Raw genomic sequence first — 19,883 nt, forward strand, 5'->3', positions numbered from 1 at the left:
TTGGGAGTTCGAATCTCTCCACCCCTGCCAAATTTAAGGCTCTAGCAGAAATGCTAGAGCCTTTTTGTTTTTTGATTGTCTTTTTTAGTGCCACACTGGAAAACTAACAGTAAAGCCCCATCTAATCTATTTCGAAAATATTCTTTCTCCCCAACTCATTCTAGGTATTCATTCCAAGCGCTAAAGGTTTGGGCAACAATGTCGCTATGATCAGCGAAGCTTTGACTCGCTATGTAGCGTTGCCGTAATCGACTCTTAGTAGTTCGATAGGGTTCAGCTCTATCGAATGTGGTGGGTGACTGATTGGCAATATCATCGGAGTGCTACAAAGCACTATCCATCCTAACGAGTGCGTTCAATGATTTTAGATGTGCTGATAAACATGGGAGAACCTCTTAAAACATTGGGTTCTGGAACATTTATTTTATGACTAAAAAAACCTCGCATATAGCGAGGCTTGTTGTATAAATCTTTAAAACTTACTTCAGCATTGCTTCGTTTCCGTTCTCACGGATGTGTTTAAGAATCGATTTGACACCGCGAGCACTAGAGCCAACAGTATTGCCCGATTTCATGTAATCAGTGCCACCAGAGAAGTCTGTCAAAATTGCACCAGATTCGCGAGCTATTAGCTCTGCAGCTGCAAGTTGCCAAGGCTTTAGACCTAGCTCAAAGAAACCATCTACGCGACCTGAAGCTAAGTAACATAGATCAAGGGCAGGTGAGCCTGTACGACGGAAGTCAGCACAATCAACAAATAGAGCAGCCATTATTTTGAAATAAGAGTCAGAATGTTGCTTTTGCTTGTAAGGGAACCCCGTTGCAAGAACAGCACCGTTGAGGTCTTTTAGTGGGTTAACACGAAGACGGCTATTATTAAGTTGTGCGCCGGCACCACGTTGAGCGGTGAATAGTTCGTTTAGCATTGGATCGTAAACACAGGCAACTTCTGTTTTGCCATTAATGCGAACAGCGATAGATACAGCGAAGTGAGGCAAACCTTTCACAAAGTTTGATGTTCCATCCATTGGGTCAATGATCCATTGCACGTCACTATCTTTTCCTTCGATAAGACCGTTTTCTTCAGCGACAATTGAGTGATCAGGGTATGAAGCTTTAATAGTATCGATGATCAGTGTTTCAGCTTCTTGATCTACATTGGTAACAAAGTCGTGTGTACCTTTCAGAGTAGTTTCAATTTTATCTGAAGTTTCTAGCGATTTAGCAATATGGTTGCCAGCTTTTCGCGCAGCGCGAATAGCAATGTTTAGCATTGGATGCATAAAATTTCCCAGCGGATGTTAAAGAACAAAAAAAAGCTGCGGAATTATAACAGAGATTTTTCTAAATGGAAGTGGTTGTTTTTTGCACAAGAAAAATCAACAGCATCATCTCGTCACTATTTACTAATAGGTATGTTAGAATTTATCCGTTTTTATTCATGTGGTAGATAAGCTTTATGTTAGATAACGTCAAGATCGTCCTCGTTGGTACGTCACACTCAGGAAATATAGGTTCAGCCGCACGTGCTATGAAAGTTATGGGTTTAAAGCAACTTGTTTTAGTAGACCCTCAGTGTGAAGTAGACGATCAAGCTCTTGCGTTGGCAGCGGGTGCCAGTGACTTGGTAGAAAATGCAGTCATAGTAGACAGCTTATCTAAAGCCGTTGAAGACTGCGGATTGGTTGTCGGTTCTAGTGCTCGTTCTCGTACGTTAGAGTGGCCGATGCTTGAGCCCAGAGAATGTGGTGAAAAGTTTGCTGTTGAAGGTCTTAACCATTCTGTTGCTTTGGTATTTGGCCGTGAAAGAACGGGCCTAACAAATGAAGAATTGCAAACTTGCCACTATCATGTGTGTATTCCCGCTAATCCCGACTATAGCTCGTTAAACTTGGCAATGGCTGTGCAAACGCTAAGTTATGAAATTCGAGTTGCACACCTAGCGTTAGAGCAAAGTCAGTACACTAAGAATCAACACTTACAAGAAGAATACCCTCGCCACAAAGAGTTAGAAATGTTCTATGAGCACCTTGAAAATGTGATTATTGGAACCCAATTTATTTCCAAAGAACAACCAGGCCAGGTAATGAATAAACTTAAGCGTTTATTCAGTAGAGCACGCCCTGAAGTTCAGGAAATCAATATCTTGAGAGGGATTTTGACATCTATAGAAAAAAGAGAAAAATAGCAGAAAACGCTCTAATTCTATACCTGACTAAAACGCTCAAATAATACTTGACCAATTTAGTCAGGTATGAAAAGATTCATGCCATACAAACGATGTGGATATGAGCAATATGAGACTGACATCTAAAGGACGATACGCAGTAACAGCCATGTTAGATGTGGCTTTACACTCTCAGCAAAACCCAGTGCCCCTCGCTGATATATCTGAACGCCAAGGCATTTCTCTTTCTTATTTGGAGCAATTATTTTCCAAATTGAGAAAAGCAGGTTTGGTTGCGAGTGTTCGTGGGCCCGGTGGTGGCTATCGACTTGGTGAAGATGCACATCAAATTGCTATTGGTTCGGTTATTTCGGCTGTCGATGAGTCGGTTGATGCTACGAAATGCAGTGGCAAAGGAGATTGCCAAGGCGGATCTCGATGCCTTACTCACACATTATGGCACGACCTTAGCTCACGTATCAGTGGGTTTCTAAATAATATTACACTTGGTGAGCTAATGAACGACAGCGAGATAATAGATATCTCTGACCGTCAGGATATTAAATTAGCAATAAATCAAGGGGTATCAAAAAAAATGCCTAGCGCTGCTTCTATAAGCGTGAATGTTCGTTCATAACGAAATGGTTTTACATTGGAGTAATAAATGAAACTGCCTATTTATTTTGACTATTCAGCAACATGTCCCGTAGATCCACGCGTTGCCGAAAAAATGGTTCAGTGCATGACAATTGACGGAAACTTCGGTAATCCTGCTTCTCGTTCACACCGATATGGTTGGCAGGCAGAAGAGTCTGTCGACAATGCACGAGAGCAAATCGCAGATACCCTGAATGCAGATCCTCGCGAGATTGTTTTTACCTCGGGTGCAACAGAATCAGACAACCTTGCCATTAAAGGTGCAGCCCACTTTTATGGTAAAAAAGGTAAGCACGTCATTACCTGTAAAACAGAGCACAAGGCGGTTTTAGATCCTTGTCGTCAACTTGAGCGTGAAGGGTATGAAGTCACATACCTTGACCCAGAATCAAATGGCATTATTGACCTAAATAAACTTCAAGCAGCAATGCGTGACGACACCGTGCTGGTTTCTATTATGCACGTAAACAACGAAATTGGAGTGATTCAAGATATTGCCTCTATTGGCGAAATGTGTCGCGAACGCAAGATTGTTTTTCACGTTGATGCAGCTCAATCTATTGGTAAGATTCCTCTTGATGTTCAAGAAATGAAAGTCGATCTGGTATCACTTTCTGCTCATAAAGCTTATGGTCCGAAAGGTATCGGTGCACTTTATGTCAGCCGTAAACCACGTATTCGCCTTGAGGCACAAATGCACGGTGGTGGTCATGAGCGTGGTTTCCGCTCAGGAACGCTAGCGACTCATCAAATCGTTGGTATGGGCGAAGCCTTTGCTATTGCTAAGCAAGATATGCAAAAAGACTTTGAGCATGCGAAAGCTCTTCGTGAGCGTCTACTTAATGGCGTTATTGACTTAGAGGCAGTAACCGTTAACGGTGATTTGGACCAACGTGTTCCACATAACCTGAATGTGAGTTTTGCCTTTGTTGAAGGTGAATCATTGCTGATGTCTCTTAAAGATCTTGCGGTTTCTTCAGGCTCTGCATGTACATCTGCTAGCTTAGAGCCTTCATACGTTTTACGAGCTCTAGGCCTCAACGATGAATTAGCTCACAGCTCAGTTAGGTTTTCATTTGGCCGTTTTACAACGGAAGAAGAAGTTGACTACGCAATCGCACAGATTCGCGTAGCGGTAAACAAATTACGCGACATGTCTCCTCTATGGGATATGTATAAAGAAGGGATTGATTTGGACACTGTTGAGTGGGCACATCATTAATCTCAAGGATGTAGAGGATTCGAGGTAAATATTATGGCTTATAGCGAAAAAGTAATCGATCATTATGAAAACCCACGTAACGTAGGTTCATTTGATAAAGATGATGAAAATGTTGGTAGCGGCATGGTTGGTGCGCCAGCGTGTGGTGACGTAATGAAATTGCAAATTAAGGTGACACCTGACGGTATTATCGAAGATGCAAAATTTAAAACCTACGGTTGTGGTAGCGCAATTGCATCAAGCTCACTAGTAACAGAGTGGGTTAAAGGAAAGAGTATTGATGAAGCTGCGGCTATCAAAAACTCTGAGATCGCAGAAGAGCTAGAGTTACCCCCAGTAAAAGTACACTGCTCTATTCTTGCAGAAGATGCGATTAAAGCTGCAGTTGCAGATTACAAGAAAAAACGTTAAATATTAGTTGAGGGCGGTATAATGCTCTCAACTAAGTTCTACTATTTATAAAACACAAGGTTGTAGTATGGCCATCACCATGACGGATACGGCAGCAAGCCGAGTTCAATCATTCTTAGACAACCGCGGTAAAGGCATCGGGTTACGGCTAGCAGTGAAAACGACAGGCTGTTCAGGTATGGCATATGTACTGGAGTTTGTAGACGAACTGAATGAAGAAGACCAAGTGTTTCAGCACTCCGGTGTAAAGGTCATTATCGATCCTAAAAGTCTGGTTTACTTAGATGGAACTGAACTCGATTATGTGAAAGAAGGGCTGAATGAAGGTTTCGAGTTTAACAACCCTAACGCCAAAGGCGAATGCGGTTGTGGTGAGAGCTTCAACGTTTAGTCTTCGGAAAGCCAATAGCTTCAACATCTAATCAGATAGCTAGGTGGAGTCAACCTAGCTACACCCTAGGATTGAGTTTCCATGAATCATTTTGAATTATTTGGGCTACCAATTCAGTTTAAGCTGGAAGGTAGCCTTCTTTCTTCTCAATTTAGAGAACTGCAGAAAAGCTTCCACCCTGATAATTTTGCGACCGCTTCAGAGCGCGATCGCCTGATGTCAGTGCAAAAAGCCGCTCAGATAAATGACGCATACCAAGTTTTAAAACACCCTATTTCACGCGCTGAATATCTGTTGATGTTAAATGGAATTGAGCTCGATGGTGAACAGAAGACGATGCAAGCCCCAATGTTTCTTATGGAACAGATGGAGCTGCGCGAAGAACTTGGTGATATAGAATTATCGGACGATGCAGAAGACAAACTGTATAATTTCAGTGATAAAATCAGCCAATCGTTTGAGAAGCAAAAACGTCAACTTGAAACAGAATTAGCCGCATCGCAGTGGATGAAAGCCGCAGATTCAGTCAGAAAATTAAAATTCATTGCTAAATTAATACAACAAATAGAACAAGTCGAAGACCGACTGATTAGCTAATTTAGAACAATTAAGGACTCTTCAATGGCACTACTTCAAATTGCCGAACCAGGACAAAGCTCTGCACCGCATCAGCACAAATTGGCGGCAGGGATTGATTTAGGTACCACCAATTCACTTGTTGCTTCTGTGCGCAGTGGTAAAGCTACCCCTCTTCAAGACGATCAAGGTCGTAGCATTCTTCCTTCGGTAGTGAATTACTCAAACGAAGAGACCAAGGTTGGTTATGCTGCTCATGAGTTAGCAGAGCAAGATCCTGAAAATACAATCATCTCCATTAAGCGATTGTTAGGTCGTTCTTTGAAAGATATTCAAAGTCGATACCCTACATTGCCGTACCAGTTTGAAGAAAGTGATAATGGGCTTCCGTTATTGCATACCAAGCGTGGTGCGAAAAACCCGATTCAAGTGTCAGCCGATATTCTAAAAGTCCTAGCCAAACGCGCAGAACAAACACTGGGTGGTGATCTTGCTGGGGTCGTCATCACTGTCCCTGCTTATTTTGACGATGCTCAACGAGCAGGCACCAAAGATGCCGCAAATCTGGCTGGCTTACATGTCTTACGCTTACTCAACGAACCGACAGCCGCCGCACTGGCTTACGGATTAGATTCAGCTAAAGAAGGAATCATTGCTGTTTATGATTTAGGTGGCGGCACCTTCGATATATCGATACTGCGATTGTCGAAAGGCGTGTTTGAAGTCCTAGCGACGGGTGGTGATTCTGCGCTAGGTGGTGATGATATCGACCATTTAGTCGCTGAGCATTTATTGTCACAAATGAATATCTCGACGCCATTAACAGCAGAGCAGCACCGACAACTTCTCAATGCCGCTACTAAAGCAAAGATAGATCTGTCAGACAATGACGTGAGTAATATTTCGGTGCTGAACTGGGAAGGTACATTAACACGTCAGGGCTTCAATGATCTTATTACTCCTCTGATTAAGAAAACGTTAATGTCATGCCGACGAGCATTAAAAGATGCGGACGTGTCTGCCAGTGAGGTTATGGAAGTCGTCATGGTGGGCGGTTCTACTCGCACCTTGCACGTTCGTGATTTAGTCGGTGAGTTTTTTGGTCGAACCCCATTAACCAATATTAACCCTGATGAAGTCGTCGCTATCGGTGCGGCCATTCAAGCTGATGTGTTAGCAGGCAATAAATCTGATTCTGAAACGTTATTACTTGATGTTATTCCATTGTCGTTGGGTATTGAAACGATGGGAGGGTTAGTCGAAAAGATCATCCCACGCAATACAACCATACCCGTAGCCAAGGCACAGGAATTTACCACGTTTAAAGATGGTCAAACGGCAATGACTGTTCATACCGTGCAAGGTGAACGGGAAATGGTTGACGACTGTCGTTCACTGGCACGGTTTGCGCTCAAAGGAATACCACCGATGACGGCTGGCGCTGCCCATGTTCGTGTTACATACCAAGTTGATGCAGATGGTTTGCTCTCAGTAACCGCCATGGAAAAGAGCACGGGTGTCCAGGCTGAAATTCAGGTTAAACCCTCTTATGGCTTAAGTGACAACGAAGTGGCTAACATGCTGAAAGATTCGATGACGTATGCCAAGGCGGATATGGATGCTCGTTCTCTTGCTGAGCAGCGTGTTGAAGCTGATCGTGTTATTGAAGGTCTTATCGCAGCGATCGACCTTGATGGTGATGACTTATTAACAGAGCAAGAAAAGAAAGTGCTTATTAAAGCGATCGAATCACTGATTGAGCTTCGCAATGGCGATGATCCTGACGCGATAGAGCATGGTATCAAACAAACCGATGCCGCAAGCCAAGATTTCGCCTCTCGCCGTATGGATAAGTCTATTCGTACTGCGCTGTCTGGCCAGTCAGTTGATGATATTTAACCGTTAGAGAATAGATAAAGATGCCTAAAATTATTGTTTTACCTCATGAAGACCTTTGCCCAGAAGGTGCTGTATTAGAAGCTAAATCAGGCGACACTGTTCTTGATGTTGCTTTGAAGAACGGTATCGGTATTGAACACGCTTGTGAGAAGTCGTGCGCGTGTACAACCTGTCATGTTGTTATTCGTGAAGGTTTTGATTCACTGGCTGAAAGTGATGATCTAGAAGACGATATGCTAGATAAAGCTTGGGGATTAGAGATGGAATCTCGTTTAGGTTGCCAAGCAAGAGTCGCCGATACTGATTTAGTGGTGGAAATTCCAAAGTACACCTTAAACCTAGCGTCTGAAGATCATTAGAACAGAGTAAATAAAGCTTAGCGAAATTAAGGAGCACTTATGAGTTTAAAATGGATTGACTCGCGTGATATCGCGATTGAACTATGTGATTTGCATCCCGAGACAGACCCACAAACGGTTCGCTTTACCGATTTGCATCGATGGGTTATGGAGCTTGAAGATTTTGAAGACGACCCTAACCATTCTAACGAAAAAATCTTAGAAGCCATTATGCTGTGCTGGATGGATGAAATCGATTAATGGTGTTTTTTCAGACAAGCTCGGTTTAAAACATTACCAAGTTAACAATTCTAAATAAATAAAGCGGACCTCATGGTCCGTTTTTTTATCAAATTGACACTTTCATCCTACATAATGCTAACATTCCTCCGATATGAAAAATGGTATTGATTACCTTACAAAAACAAGGAGCAACCATGTCAACACAGATGTCCCTATACATTAGCCATGAACCCGCACAACCCCAATGGGGCGACAAAGCGATTTTGTCATTTTCAGATAGCGGTGCAACGGTACATACTGGTGAAGGCCATGAATTAGACGTTATTCAACGTGCGGCTCGCAAATTAGACTCTCAAGGTGTAAAAGCCGTCTCATTGCAAGGGAAAGGCTGGGATTTAGAAAAAATTTGGGCTTTTCAGCAAGGCTACAGAAGTGCTAAAAAACTCAATAGCATCGAGTGGTCGCCATTAGAAGCAGACCACCAAGCAGAGTTAGAAGCCAGAATTATAACCACGGACTGGACTCGCGACATTATCAATAAACCCGCCGAAGAAGTTGCCCCGAGACAATTAGCAACAATGGCCGCTGAGTTTATTAAGTCTGTCGCTCCGAAAGGTACGGTGACGGTCAAGATAGTCAAAGATAAAGACTTACTTGCGGAAAATTGGCAGGGTATCTACGCAGTAGGAAGAGGCTCTGAACGTACTTCAGCGATGCTGCAACTCGACTATAACCCGACTGGTGATGACAATGCGCCTGTATTCGCTTGTCTTGTTGGGAAAGGGATCACATTCGATTCTGGAGGCTATAGCATCAAACCAGGTCAGTTCATGACATCCATGAAAGCGGATATGGGGGGCGCTGGAACCATTACTGGCGGCTTAGGGTTAGCCATTCTGCGTGGATTGAACAAACGTGTAAAACTGATTTTATGCTGCGCTGAAAACATGATTTCTGGTCGTGCATTAAAGCTAGGCGATGTTATCACTTATAAAAATGGCAAAACGGTCGAGATCATGAATACCGATGCAGAAGGGCGCTTAGTGCTCGCTGATGGTCTTATGTACGCAAGCGAACAAAACCCAGAACTTATTATCGACTGTGCAACACTGACGGGCGCGGCAAAAAATGCACTAGGAAATGACTACCATGCATTATTGAGTTTTGATGATGAGCTTTCCCACCAAGCTTTGACCGCGGCGAATCAAGAAAAAGAAGGATTATGGCCATTGCCATTAGCGGACTTTCACCGAGAAATGCTACCTTCAAATTTTGCCGATCTCTCTAATATCAGCACGGGTGATTACTCTCCTGGTGCAAGTACCGCAGCAGCATTCCTGTCTTACTTTGTTGATGACTATAAAAAAGGTTGGCTGCATTTCGATTGTGCTGGCACTTACCGAAAATCAGCAAGTGATAAGTGGGCTGGGGGCGCAACTGGAATGGGAGTAAGAACCTTAGCGCGCTTACTGACAGACCAAGCAAAATAATTTATTTTTCAGCCCTATTGGCTGCTTTTAATGACGATATTAATGAAGCACAAGGAAAGACTATGTCTCTTGAAAGAACATTCTCGATAATAAAACCCGATGCAATAGAACGAAACTTGATCGGTGAAATCTATCATCGAATTGAAAAAGCGGGCTTACAAGTGATTGCCGCAAAAATGGTACACTTAACGGAAGAGCAAGCAGGTGGCTTTTATGCTGAACATGAAGGCAAGCCTTTTTATGACGCATTAAAAGAATTCATGACATCGGGTCCAATCATGGTTCAGGTTTTAGAAGGCGAAAACGCCATCACACGTTACCGTGAACTGATGGGTAAAACCAACCCAGAAGAAGCCGCCTGTGGCACGATAAGAGCGGATTATGCAATCAGCATGCGTTACAACTCAGTACATGGTTCAGACAGCCCAGAGTCAGCGGCAAGGGAGATTGAGTACTTTTTCCCTGCATCTGAAATTTGCCCACGCCCTGTTAAATAAACGCGTAACCTGAGTGAAGATGCGTTAAGCGAAAAAATACGTTACAAGGTGATTCAAGGCTCCATTTCGATGGAGTCTTTTTTATATTCCCCTAAAAATCAATGATGGATAAACTTTAACCGCTTTACTATGAATGTCTTAGTAAACACAGGGTTTTACAATGCTTGTTGATGCTGCATAAAGCCTGTACAATTCGCGCCCTTCATTATTGTTCTGTCATTGAGAGGCATCATGACCAAAGCTAAAACTAATCTACTCGATTTTGATCGTAAAGGTCTTCGTAAATTTTTCACTGAAGAACTCAATGAAAAGGCTTTTCGAGCAGATCAAGTAATGAAGTGGATGTATCATTTCGGCGTTGATGACTTCGAAAAAATGAACAACATCAATAAGAAGTTGCGAGAAAAATTGCAGTACCGCTGTGAAATTGTTGCTCCTGTGGTTTCTGAAGCTCAGTACTCTACAGACGGTACGATCAAATGGGCAATGCGTGTAGGCGATCAAGACGTTGAAACTGTTTATATTCCAGATGGCGAGCGAGCCACGCTATGTGTATCTTCACAAGTCGGTTGTGCTTTGGAGTGTAAATTCTGTTCTACCGCGCAGCAGGGCTTTAACCGTAACCTCAAAGTATCTGAAATTGTAGGTCAAATTTGGCGAGCAGCACGAGAGATCGGCCTAGAGAAAGAAACCGGTCGTCGACCAATTACTAACGTTGTGATGATGGGTATGGGTGAACCTCTACTCAACATGAAGAACCTTATTCCATCTCTAGAGATTATGCTTGATGATCTCGGTTTTTCACTGTCTAAACGACGTGTGACGGTATCGACCTCCGGTGTGGTTTCTGGTCTTGATCAAATGACTGACAACATTGATGTCGCTTTGGCTATTTCTCTGCACGCCCCCAATGATGCATTACGTAGTCAAATTATGCCGATCAATGATCGTTGGGACATTCAAGATTTCCTCGCGTCTGTGCGTCGTTATATTGCATCTTCAAACGCAAACCGTGGCAAAGTTACCGTTGAGTATGTGTTATTGGATCATGTGAATGACGACATGGACCATGCCCGTGAATTGGCCGTATTAATGAAAGATACGCCTTGTAAGATAAACCTGATTCCTTTTAATCCTTATCCTGGTTCGCCATACAAAAAGCCAAGTAACTCTCGGATTGATCGTTTCCAGAAAACATTGATGGAATACAATTACACCGTGACAGTACGAAAAACACGTGGCGATGATATCGATGCCGCTTGTGGTCAGTTGGTCGGTGACGTTATTGACCGAACTAAACGCACCAAAGCAAAGCTTTCTGTCGGTGAAACCATCCCAACAACATCGCTTTAGGGGGAATCGTTGAACAAAGCCAGAGCTTGCTCTGGCTTTGTTGTATTCACATTTTGAAATTAAATCCGTTCATATCTTTGTAAGTTTTGTGAAAAACCTTGACCTGTCTGCGATTTTGGCTGCAAGGACATATTGTTAATCGCCTAATATCTATTAGAATTGCTAATTAGTCTGAAGTTTCAGATTTGATTCATCTTTTGGAAAGGTTTTTGAGGTAAATACCTTGAATTTTTCTATTTTGAGTGAGGTTCGTTCCTCCACAACTATCTGTTTTTGTACATTGAACTGACTACCAACTATAACGAATAAAGGTTATCAGTGAACAAGAACCACCAAACGAGAAGTACATTACTAATGAGTACTGAACAAGATATCGTGACTGAAGAGCCACAAGTGGCAGAAAAAACAACAGAAGCGGGCACGCTGCTCAAAGAGCGTCGTATTGAATTAGGGCTGACTCAAAAACAAATCGCCGATCGTCTACGTCTCAGATTATCGATCATTGAAGGCATTGAAGAGAACCATTTTGAATCAGGCCAAGTGGCGACATTTACTCGCGGCTATCTACGATCGTACGCCAAAGCTGTGAATATGGATGAGCAAGTTGTTTTGGATGCTTTAGCAGATTGTGGTGATGCCCAACCTCAAGAACAGCCAATGATGAGCTTTTCAAGACAAACCAAACGTGAGCGTAACGATAGCCGTATCATGATGCTCACATGGGGGATCTTGGCGATAATCATCGCAATTTCTTCTCTCTGGTGGTGGCAAAATCAACTGCAAGACACATTAGTTGTATCAAACAGTGACGACGTCGAAATTGAAGAGCCAGTTACTGATATAAACCAACCTACACCCGTTGACACTATTGAGTCTGCCGAAGTCATCACACCAATGGCGCCACCACAGGAAAGCACCGCCTTAGAACAGGGTCCTATTGAGTCTACTGACATCTCGCTTGAAGATGACAGCGCTTCAACTTCAGGTCAGCAGACAGAAGCAAACATAATGTCTAACGATGAGTTCAAGACTTTAAGCAGTGACAATGTCAGTATTCCATCATCGGAAGTGATTGATTCAGCGGTAACGCCCGTTTCAAACAATCTGGAAGCAGAGCCTGTTGCTTCTTTAGAATCAGAGTTATTAAAACCTTTAGCGATGACATTCAGTGCCGATTGCTGGATTCAAGTCAAAGACGCTTCCGGAAAAATACTCTCGACAGGGATTAAGAAAGCCGGCCAAACGATTGAGTTAGGTGCCGAATCACCCGTAAATATTATTCTTGGCGCACCTGAAAGCGTTTCAATGACATTTGCGAGTGAACCTGTTGACCTTTCTGGGTATACTTCAGGTAAAGTAGCCAGATTCACCTTACCTTAGAAATTAACTATGCAATACGAATCCCCTATTAAGCGTCGCCCATCGAAACGTATATACGTTGGTGACGTACCTATTGGTGATGGCGCGCCTATTGCGGTGCAGTCTATGACCAATACACGCACAACGGATGTAGCTGCAACTGTGGCTCAAATTCGAGCACTTGAAAACGTGGGCGCTGATATCGTTCGCGTTTCTGTTCCCACTATGGATGCAGCAGAAGCATTTAAGTTAATCAAACAGCAAGTCTCGGTACCACTCGTTGCCGATATTCATTTTGATTACCGTATCGCACTTAAAGTGGCGGAGTACGGCGTCGATTGCTTACGAATTAACCCAGGTAACATTGGTAGCGAAGAACGTGTTCGCTCGGTGGTAGATTGCGCAAGAGACAAAAATATCCCAATTCGTATTGGCGTCAATGGTGGTTCGCTAGAAAAAGAGATTCAGGTGAAATATGGCGAGCCGACTCCTGCAGCCTTGGTCGAATCGGCGATGAGACATGTCGATATTCTTGACCGTCTTAACTTTGACCAGTTTAAAGTCAGTGTAAAGGCATCAGATGTTTTCTTAGCGGTTGATTCCTATCGATTGCTGGCGAAAAGAATCGATCAACCTCTGCATTTGGGTATTACTGAGGCTGGCGGAGCACGAGCTGGTGCAGTTAAATCATCGGTTGGCTTAGGAATGCTCTTGGCTGAAGGGATCGGTGATACTCTGCGTATATCATTAGCCGCTGATCCGGTTGAAGAAATTAAAGTCGGTTTTGATATTTTAAAATCACTGCGAATTCGCTCTCGAGGCATCAACTTTATTGCTTGTCCAAGCTGTTCTCGTCAAGAGTTTGATGTCATCAGCACAGTCAATGCATTAGAAGAACGCCTAGAAGATATTATTACTCCTATGGATGTCTCCATTATTGGCTGTGTGGTTAATGGCCCTGGTGAAGCTGAAATTTCCCATTTGGGTCTAGCAGGAAGTAATAAAAAAAGCGCATTTTATGAAGACGGTAAACGTCAAAAAGAACGATTTGATAACGATGATCTTGTTGCTCAGTTAGAAGCAAAAATCCGAGCAAAAGCATCACAACTTGATGAAAATAATCGCATCGACATTCGTCAAATCGACAATAACTAATTTACGGTATCTATTGTGGCAAAAACTATTCAAGCAATTCGAGGCATGAACGATTGTCTCCCGACTCAATCTCCGCTGTGGCACAAAGTAGAAGGTGCTGTAAAAAGTGTCATCAACGCTTATGGTTATAATGAAGTTCGTATGCCTATCGTAGAATCAACACATTTATTTAGCCGTGCTATTGGTGAAGTGACGGATGTTGTTGAAAAAGAGATGTACACATTTGAAGACCGCAATGGCGATAGCTTAACCTTACGTCCAGAAGGAACCGCTGGTTGCGTGCGTGCCGGAATTGAAAATGGATTACTGTATAACCAAGAGCAGCGCTTATGGTACATGGGTCCAATGTTTCGTCATGAACGACCTCAGAAAGGCCGATACCGCCAATTTCATCAATGTGGCGTCGAGGTTTTTGGATTGAATGGCCCAGACGTTGATGCCGAACTTATCATGATGACGGCGCGTCTCTGGCGAGAGTTAGGCATCGATAAACATGTGCGTCTAGAGCTTAATTCGATAGGGTCTTTAGATGCACGTGCGAACTACCGTACCGCCTTAATTGCGTACCTAGAGCAGCACGAAGATGTCTTGGATGACGACTGTAAACGACGCATGCACACTAATCCTTTAAGGGTTTTAGATACAAAAAATCCAGACGTTCAAGCTATTTTAGGTGATGCCCCTCGTTTATCTGAATACTTAGATGATGAATCAACGCAACATTTTTCTGGATTGTGTGAACTTCTTGATGCTGCAGGTATCGAATACACAGTCAATGACCGTTTAGTGCGTGGTCTGGATTACTATAATCGAACCGTATTTGAATGGATTACCGAAAGTTTAGGTGCGCAAGGTACCGTTTGTGGCGGTGGCCGTTATGATGGTCTTGTTGAGCAACTGGGTGGAAAATCAACACCGGCAGTCGGTTTTGCCATGGGCTTAGAGCGCTTGGTTCTGATGATGGAGACTCTCGAACTTACCGACGTTCGTCGAAGTGTCGATGTCTACATGATTACCTCTGGTGAAGGCACGATGATGGCAGGAATGAAGCTTGCCGAACAACTTCGTGAGCAGGTTCCAAGTCTTCGAGTGATGAATCACTTCGGCGGCGGCAATTTTAAAAAGCAGTTTAAGCGCGCGGATAAAGTCGGAGCGGCTGTTGCACTGGTGCTGGGCGAAAACGAAGTTGCAGAAAATACAGTGGTATTTAAAGACTTACTTGGTGGAACGCAAGACACGTATTCACAAGTGGATGTTGTTGCTAAATTAGCAGAACTTATTTAATTAACTCCCCATTGATTTGATAATAAATTGATTTTAAGTGGTGCTGAACAGGCATTACTTTTTGAATAATAGAGGACAGCAAGTGGAAGTCTACGATACTGAAGAACAACAAGTAGAAGCGATTAAAGACTGGTGGAAAGAGAACGGTAAAGCCGTGATCTTAGGTGCCGTCGTTGGTCTTGGTGGTCTTTTTGGTTGGCGCTATTATCAAGATGCCGCTCTACAAAGCAAAGAGCAAGCTTCGGAAGCTTATACCGAAGTCATCACCGCGTTGTTGGGCGAGCAGTCAGGCAGTGAAGATAAAGTTCAAAGCTTTATTGAGGCGAATGGTAAATCTGAATATTCGGTACTTGCAGCCCTTCAATTGGCAAAAGTTCAAGTCGAAGAGAGTCAATTGGATGAAGCATTGGCTCAATTAGAGTGGGCAAAAGCCAACAGCAAAGACGAAGCGCTTAAAGCTGTGATCTCTTACCGTATTGCTCGCATTCAAGCAGAACAAGAGAACTACGCTGGTGCTCTAAGTGAGTTGACGAACATTACCGATGCAAACTGGTCTGGTCGTATTGCTGAATTACGCGGTGATATTGAACTAAGACAAGGCAATAATGATGCGGCTTACGCAGCGTATACTGAAGCACAGCAATCGGCTGATGCAAGCCAAACATTACAGCTTAAGCTTGATGATCTCGCCAAGTAAGGGCTTTTGTAAATGAAAAAATTACTCAGTAGGGTTCTTCTTTCTGCTATCGCTATGGGCACACTTATCGGTTGTGCCAGTGAAGAAGACACCATTATTATGGCCCCCGTACCGTTAGTGGATAGTGAGTTTACACCAGACCAGCAATGGAGCGCTTCTATAGGCAAAGGTGTCGGACACTATTTCTCTAAACTTTCGCCTGAATATGCGTATGACAAAGTCTTTGTGGCAAGCCGCGACGGGTTAGTGAAAGCATTGGATTCCGAAACGGGTAACACTCTTTGGCAAACGGATTTAGAGTTAGAGGTTTCTGCTCGACTATCCGGCGGAATCATTGCCGCTTATAGCCAGATTTATATTGGCAGTGAAAATGGTGAATTGATTGCACTGAATGCTGAAACGGGCGAACAAGCGTGGCGTGTTGAAGTTGATGGTGAAGTTCTAGCGAGACCCGTCGCAGACAGCAATATGATCATCGTTAACACCAGTCGTGGCATGTTGGTCGCGTACGATCAAGCGACGGGGGAGCAAAAGTGGACCATCAGTACAGATGTACCCAACTTGACTTTACGTGGTGACAGCACCCCTGTGACCGTGTCTGGCGGTGTATTCTGGGGAACGGCAAACGGACGTTTAGCTGCGGCCATTGTTGAACGCGGACAACTGATTTGGCAACAACCAATTGGTATGCCTCAAGGATCTACCGAAATTGACCGTCTCGTGGATGTAGACTCATCACCGGTCATTATCGGCGGTACGCTATATATTGTTGGCTTTAATGGTCAGTTAACGAGTATCGACCTTCAATCGGGTCGTCCAATGTGGAAGCGTTCATACTCTTCTGCAACGGATCTAGCAACCGATGGTAGCCGTCTATACCTAGTGACAGACAAAGATCACCTAGTGGCAGTCGATGCACGAAGCGGTACCGAGCTTTGGAGCAATAAAAAGCTAGAATATCGTCAACTTAGTGCACCCGTTATGATTAATAATCATGTGGTTGTTGGTGATTCGGAAGGTTATCTACACTGGCTTAATCGAAGTACCGGTGAATTTGTTGCTCAGCAGCTTATCGATGATAGCGGTTTTGCTGTGAGTCCTGTCGTGACTTCTGGTGGGTATGTACTCGTAACACGCAATGGCGATGTAAAGAAACTGACGATCAATAAGTAATATCGTGATATAATTCACATTCGGCTCCTTGCTGTTATCAGTTAGGGGCCGTTTTATTGAGAAAAATCAAATCGTGTGGTTATAGGTAACAGCATTGCGGCTGAGTGATACAGACAAGTTGATACGATCTTGTTGAGTATGGGCCAGCTTAGAACAAATGCAATCCGTTACCTATAACTACATAGAGACTATATTGTAGAGGTTAATTATGGTACCTGTTGTTGCTCTGGTCGGGCGTCCAAATGTAGGGAAATCTACATTGTTTAACCGACTGACTCGCACTCGCGACGCATTGGTTGCTGACTTCCCTGGTTTAACACGTGATCGTAAATACGGCCATGCTAAATCAGAAGAACACGAATTCATTGTTATTGATACCGGTGGTATTGATGGCACTGAAGAAGGTGTTGAAACGAAAATGGCAGCACAATCACTAGCCGCTATTGATGAAGCTGACGTTGTTCTCTTCATGGTGGATGGTCGAGCGGGATTGACGCCTTCTGATGAAGCGATTGCTAAACATTTACGCCAAATTGAAAAACCATCACTGCTTGTCGTGAACAAGATTGATGGCATTGATGGTGACGCAGCTTGCTCTGAGTTCTGGAAACTCGGCGTTGATGATATGTATCAGATTGCCGCGGCTCATGGGCGAGGTGTTACGGCATTGATTGAACTTGCTCTCAACCCGTTTGCGGAAGCATTAAAAATAGAAAACGGTGAAATCAACGATCTGACTGAGTTTGAAGATGAAGACGAAGAACAAGTTGAATTTACTGAAGAAGAAGCAGAAGAAGAATTCAAGCGCCTTCAAGATCAGCCGATTAAACTTGCTATTATTGGTCGCCCGAATGTTGGTAAATCGACGCTAACCAACCGTATTCTAGGCGAAGAGCGTGTTGTTGTTTATGACATGCCAGGCACAACTCGCGATTCTATCTATATTCCAATGCAGCGCGATGATCGTGAGTACGTACTGATTGACACTGCGGGCGTTCGCCGTCGTAAAGCCATTAACGAAACGGTCGAAAAGTTCTCGGTGGTCAAGACGCTAAAAGCCGTTGAAGATGCTAACGTTGTGTTGCTACTGATCGATGCTCGCGAGAATATCTCAGAGCAAGACTTAAGCTTACTTGGTTTTGCCTTGAATGCTGGTCGCTCTATCGTCATTGCTGTTAATAAATGGGATGGACTGGATAGCGAAGTCAAAGATCATGTTAAGAAAGAACTGGATCGCCGTTTAGGTTTTGTCGACTTTGCTCGTATCCACTTCATTTCTGCTCTACACGGAACAGGTGTTGGCCATCTGTTTGAATCTGTGCAAGAAGCCTACAAATCGGCGACAACGCGTGTAGGGACTTCAGTATTGACTCGTATCATGAAAATGGCATCCGATGATCACCAACCGCCAATGGTTCGTGGCCGTCGAGTCAAAATGAAATACGCGCACGCTGGTGGATACAACCCACCGATTGTTGTTATTCATGGTAACCAAGTTAAAGAGCTGCCGGCTTCATACAAACGTTATTTGATGAATTACTACCGCAAGTCTCTGGAAATAATGGGTACACCTATTCGTATTCAATTCCAAAGCAGTGACAACCCATTTGAGGGTAAGAGCAACAAAGTCACTATTTCTCAAGAGCGCAAGCGTAAGCGCTTGATGACCATGATGAAAGGTCGCAAAAAATAATGAAAAGCCCAAGCATCAACGCTTGGGCTTTTTTCTATTAATAAAGCTTAGGTCTAGCCTGATAACTAGACCTTTGTTCGTTATCTGAAGTCCATCGAGCTCTACTGTTAGTTACCGTGTTCGGTATTACCACATCCCAAGTTATTTCCACTATGCTCTGCCGATAAAGAAAAAGATCGGTATAACGATAAGAGAAAAAACAAAACCAATTTTCCACCAGTTTTGCAAGCTCAGGAAGCCTGCGCCAAACAATATCGGCGCGGGTCTAGAAGAGTAGTGTGCGGTCGACATATAAAGATTACTGAACATACCTAGGGCGATCGTTGCCAGCATAGGGGGAGCACCAGCAGCAATCGCAAGGAAGGCTGAATACATAGCACTCGCCATCATAACTAGCACTGCAAACCAAGTCATTGTGTGCCGTGCTTCTTTTTCTTGCAGTACTGCATCCCAAGTGATTATGCATGTAAACAACAAAAAGACTGACTCCCTCTGTCTAGTAACCGTTGAGCAGGGAGACCTCGAAGCATTTTTGGCTCATGGGAAAGTGGGTTGACCAACACGAATCTATCGTCGGTCATAGTGAAGTTAAAGTGCTATCTTTTGAGTCTTTTTCATCGAAAATATGCCAGTATTGAGTTGAAATACAACGCCCTGTATCTCTTGATGGATCTTTTTATATAAATCTAAAATGGGTGAGAGTGTAGATAATTTTTGGTTTTATATGTTATTTAAAATTCAAATGCAGAACATGTAACTTATGCTTTCGGTGTGTGGTTATATAAATGTTCTTAATCAGGCAGATCGCTGATCACGATGGATAAAGCAGATGATCTTATAGAGATCATTTGACATCAAAATGATCTCTATTAAGAGGGTGTTCTACTACTTTGCCACAAAGGTGGTGGCATTTTATATGCTTAGTGAGGCAATCAGACGGAAGTGATGTAGATCATGGTATATTCATCTACGTTCAATATGATCAAATATTACGATTAAAAGATAGGTTAAAAACATGAGCAACAATAACTGCCCAAAGTGCACCACAGAGTTAGAGTGGGATGGTGCGTATTTATGCGCTCCTTGCGGTGAACATTACAAAAAGCTGGGATATTGTCCTGAATGTGATAAAGAGTTGGAAAAGCTGCAAGCCTGTGGTTCTGCGAGCTACTTTTGTAACTCGTGTAATGAATTAAAGTCTAAATCACGAGTGAAAATCGTGTTTGAAGTGATAAAACCATTATAGTTTTAGAGATTAGAGATTAGAGATTAGAGATT

Annotated in this window: 20 protein-coding genes and 1 pseudogene; 19 read left to right on the top strand and 2 right to left on the bottom strand. The window is 43.3% G+C overall.

Annotated features, from left to right (window positions below; all coding sequences use genetic code 11):
* Nucleotides 1-479: 479 nt before the first annotated feature.
* On the bottom strand, nt 480-1,283 hold the full coding sequence (suhB, locus tag A1QO_RS17685; RefSeq protein ID WP_017037094.1) for an inositol-1-monophosphatase: 804 nt from the start codon (nt 1,281-1,283) through the stop codon (nt 480-482).
* Between the two features lie 176 nt (nt 1,284-1,459).
* On the opposite strand from suhB, the gene trmJ reads away from it, so the two are divergent.
* The 18 genes from trmJ (at nt 1,460) to der (ending at nt 18,605) form a co-directional block, all read left to right on the top strand.
* Nucleotides 1,460-2,188 carry a tRNA (cytosine(32)/uridine(32)-2'-O)-methyltransferase TrmJ gene (gene trmJ / locus A1QO_RS17690; protein ID WP_017034138.1) on the top strand — a complete coding sequence of 243 codons (729 nt, stop codon included), beginning with the start codon at nt 1,460-1,462 and terminating at the stop codon, nt 2,186-2,188.
* A gap of 109 nt (nt 2,189-2,297) precedes the next feature.
* Nucleotides 2,298-2,804, top strand: a complete 507-nt coding sequence (gene iscR, locus A1QO_RS17695; protein WP_017034139.1) for a Fe-S cluster assembly transcriptional regulator IscR — start codon at nt 2,298-2,300, stop codon at nt 2,802-2,804.
* Nucleotides 2,805-2,831: 27 nt separating this feature from the next.
* Entirely contained in the window at nt 2,832-4,046 is a 1,215-nt protein-coding gene (locus A1QO_RS17700) for an IscS subfamily cysteine desulfurase (RefSeq protein ID WP_017041158.1), read from the top strand.
* A 33-nt stretch (nt 4,047-4,079) separates the two neighbouring features.
* Nucleotides 4,080-4,457, top strand: a complete 378-nt coding sequence (gene iscU, locus A1QO_RS17705) for a Fe-S cluster assembly scaffold IscU (RefSeq protein ID WP_017034141.1) — start codon at nt 4,080-4,082, stop codon at nt 4,455-4,457.
* 67 nt (nt 4,458-4,524) lie between these two features.
* Nucleotides 4,525-4,848 carry an iron-sulfur cluster assembly protein IscA gene (gene iscA / locus A1QO_RS17710; RefSeq protein ID WP_017034142.1) on the top strand — a complete coding sequence of 108 codons (324 nt, stop codon included), beginning with the start codon at nt 4,525-4,527 and terminating at the stop codon, nt 4,846-4,848.
* Between the two features lie 81 nt (nt 4,849-4,929).
* Nucleotides 4,930-5,445, top strand: a complete 516-nt coding sequence (gene hscB / locus A1QO_RS17715) for a co-chaperone HscB (protein WP_017041159.1) — start codon at nt 4,930-4,932, stop codon at nt 5,443-5,445.
* Nucleotides 5,446-5,469: 24 nt separating this feature from the next.
* Nucleotides 5,470-7,323, top strand: coding sequence for a Fe-S protein assembly chaperone HscA (gene hscA, locus A1QO_RS17720; RefSeq protein WP_017041160.1), 1,854 nt, complete (start codon nt 5,470-5,472; stop codon nt 7,321-7,323).
* Nucleotides 7,324-7,343: 20 nt separating this feature from the next.
* Entirely contained in the window at nt 7,344-7,682 is a 339-nt protein-coding gene (gene fdx / locus A1QO_RS17725) for an ISC system 2Fe-2S type ferredoxin (protein ID WP_017034145.1), read from the top strand.
* A 39-nt stretch (nt 7,683-7,721) separates the two neighbouring features.
* Entirely contained in the window at nt 7,722-7,922 is a 201-nt protein-coding gene (iscX, locus tag A1QO_RS17730) for a Fe-S cluster assembly protein IscX (RefSeq protein WP_017034146.1), read from the top strand.
* Between the two features lie 176 nt (nt 7,923-8,098).
* Nucleotides 8,099-9,394: an aminopeptidase PepB gene (gene pepB / locus A1QO_RS17735; protein WP_017041161.1), complete on the top strand. Its 1,296-nt coding sequence runs from the start codon at nt 8,099-8,101 to the stop codon at nt 9,392-9,394.
* A gap of 62 nt (nt 9,395-9,456) precedes the next feature.
* Entirely contained in the window at nt 9,457-9,891 is a 435-nt protein-coding gene (ndk, locus tag A1QO_RS17740; protein ID WP_017041162.1) for a nucleoside-diphosphate kinase, read from the top strand.
* A 231-nt stretch (nt 9,892-10,122) separates the two neighbouring features.
* Nucleotides 10,123-11,244, top strand: a complete 1,122-nt coding sequence (locus tag A1QO_RS17745; RefSeq protein ID WP_017034149.1) for a bifunctional tRNA (adenosine(37)-C2)-methyltransferase TrmG/ribosomal RNA large subunit methyltransferase RlmN — start codon at nt 10,123-10,125, stop codon at nt 11,242-11,244.
* A 354-nt stretch (nt 11,245-11,598) separates the two neighbouring features.
* Nucleotides 11,599-12,624, top strand: coding sequence for a cytoskeleton protein RodZ (rodZ, locus tag A1QO_RS17750; protein WP_017041163.1), 1,026 nt, complete (start codon nt 11,599-11,601; stop codon nt 12,622-12,624).
* A 9-nt stretch (nt 12,625-12,633) separates the two neighbouring features.
* Nucleotides 12,634-13,758, top strand: coding sequence for a flavodoxin-dependent (E)-4-hydroxy-3-methylbut-2-enyl-diphosphate synthase (gene ispG, locus A1QO_RS17755; RefSeq protein WP_017034151.1), 1,125 nt, complete (start codon nt 12,634-12,636; stop codon nt 13,756-13,758).
* A gap of 15 nt (nt 13,759-13,773) precedes the next feature.
* Nucleotides 13,774-15,042, top strand: coding sequence for a histidine--tRNA ligase (hisS, locus tag A1QO_RS17760; RefSeq protein WP_017034152.1), 1,269 nt, complete (start codon nt 13,774-13,776; stop codon nt 15,040-15,042).
* Nucleotides 15,043-15,124: 82 nt separating this feature from the next.
* Nucleotides 15,125-15,739 carry a YfgM family protein gene (locus A1QO_RS17765; RefSeq protein WP_017041164.1) on the top strand — a complete coding sequence of 205 codons (615 nt, stop codon included), beginning with the start codon at nt 15,125-15,127 and terminating at the stop codon, nt 15,737-15,739.
* Between the two features lie 12 nt (nt 15,740-15,751).
* Nucleotides 15,752-16,912, top strand: a complete 1,161-nt coding sequence (gene bamB / locus A1QO_RS17770) for an outer membrane protein assembly factor BamB (RefSeq protein WP_017034154.1) — start codon at nt 15,752-15,754, stop codon at nt 16,910-16,912.
* A 208-nt stretch (nt 16,913-17,120) separates the two neighbouring features.
* Nucleotides 17,121-18,605 carry a ribosome biogenesis GTPase Der gene (der, locus tag A1QO_RS17775; protein ID WP_017034155.1) on the top strand — a complete coding sequence of 495 codons (1,485 nt, stop codon included), beginning with the start codon at nt 17,121-17,123 and terminating at the stop codon, nt 18,603-18,605.
* A 150-nt stretch (nt 18,606-18,755) separates the two neighbouring features.
* Here the strand turns inward: der and A1QO_RS17780 are convergent.
* A pseudogene (locus A1QO_RS17780) lies at nt 18,756-19,115 on the bottom strand (anion permease); the annotation flags it as partial.
* 505 nt (nt 19,116-19,620) lie between these two features.
* On the opposite strand from A1QO_RS17780, the gene A1QO_RS17785 reads away from it, so the two are divergent.
* Nucleotides 19,621-19,851, top strand: a complete 231-nt coding sequence (locus tag A1QO_RS17785; RefSeq protein WP_017037088.1) for a zinc ribbon domain-containing protein — start codon at nt 19,621-19,623, stop codon at nt 19,849-19,851.
* The last annotated feature ends 32 nt before the right edge of the window (nt 19,852-19,883 follow it).

The sequence above is a fragment of the Vibrio genomosp. F10 str. ZF-129 genome, from assembly GCF_000287055.2.
GTDB lineage: Bacteria > Pseudomonadota > Gammaproteobacteria > Enterobacterales > Vibrionaceae > Vibrio.

Coding starts and splice junctions, on each gene's coding strand:
- suhB (WP_017037094.1), bottom strand. CDS start 1,283: ATGCATCCAATGCTAAACATTGCTATTCGCGCTGCGCGAAAAGCTGGC.
- trmJ (WP_017034138.1), top strand. CDS start 1,460: ATGTTAGATAACGTCAAGATCGTCCTCGTTGGTACGTCACACTCAGGA.
- iscR (WP_017034139.1), top strand. CDS start 2,298: ATGAGACTGACATCTAAAGGACGATACGCAGTAACAGCCATGTTAGAT.
- A1QO_RS17700 (WP_017041158.1), top strand. CDS start 2,832: ATGAAACTGCCTATTTATTTTGACTATTCAGCAACATGTCCCGTAGAT.
- iscU (WP_017034141.1), top strand. CDS start 4,080: ATGGCTTATAGCGAAAAAGTAATCGATCATTATGAAAACCCACGTAAC.
- iscA (WP_017034142.1), top strand. CDS start 4,525: ATGGCCATCACCATGACGGATACGGCAGCAAGCCGAGTTCAATCATTC.
- hscB (WP_017041159.1), top strand. CDS start 4,930: ATGAATCATTTTGAATTATTTGGGCTACCAATTCAGTTTAAGCTGGAA.
- hscA (WP_017041160.1), top strand. CDS start 5,470: ATGGCACTACTTCAAATTGCCGAACCAGGACAAAGCTCTGCACCGCAT.
- fdx (WP_017034145.1), top strand. CDS start 7,344: ATGCCTAAAATTATTGTTTTACCTCATGAAGACCTTTGCCCAGAAGGT.
- iscX (WP_017034146.1), top strand. CDS start 7,722: ATGAGTTTAAAATGGATTGACTCGCGTGATATCGCGATTGAACTATGT.
- pepB (WP_017041161.1), top strand. CDS start 8,099: ATGTCAACACAGATGTCCCTATACATTAGCCATGAACCCGCACAACCC.
- ndk (WP_017041162.1), top strand. CDS start 9,457: ATGTCTCTTGAAAGAACATTCTCGATAATAAAACCCGATGCAATAGAA.
- A1QO_RS17745 (WP_017034149.1), top strand. CDS start 10,123: ATGACCAAAGCTAAAACTAATCTACTCGATTTTGATCGTAAAGGTCTT.
- rodZ (WP_017041163.1), top strand. CDS start 11,599: ATGAGTACTGAACAAGATATCGTGACTGAAGAGCCACAAGTGGCAGAA.
- ispG (WP_017034151.1), top strand. CDS start 12,634: ATGCAATACGAATCCCCTATTAAGCGTCGCCCATCGAAACGTATATAC.
- bamB (WP_017034154.1), top strand. CDS start 15,752: ATGAAAAAATTACTCAGTAGGGTTCTTCTTTCTGCTATCGCTATGGGC.
- der (WP_017034155.1), top strand. CDS start 17,121: ATGGTACCTGTTGTTGCTCTGGTCGGGCGTCCAAATGTAGGGAAATCT.
- A1QO_RS17785 (WP_017037088.1), top strand. CDS start 19,621: ATGAGCAACAATAACTGCCCAAAGTGCACCACAGAGTTAGAGTGGGAT.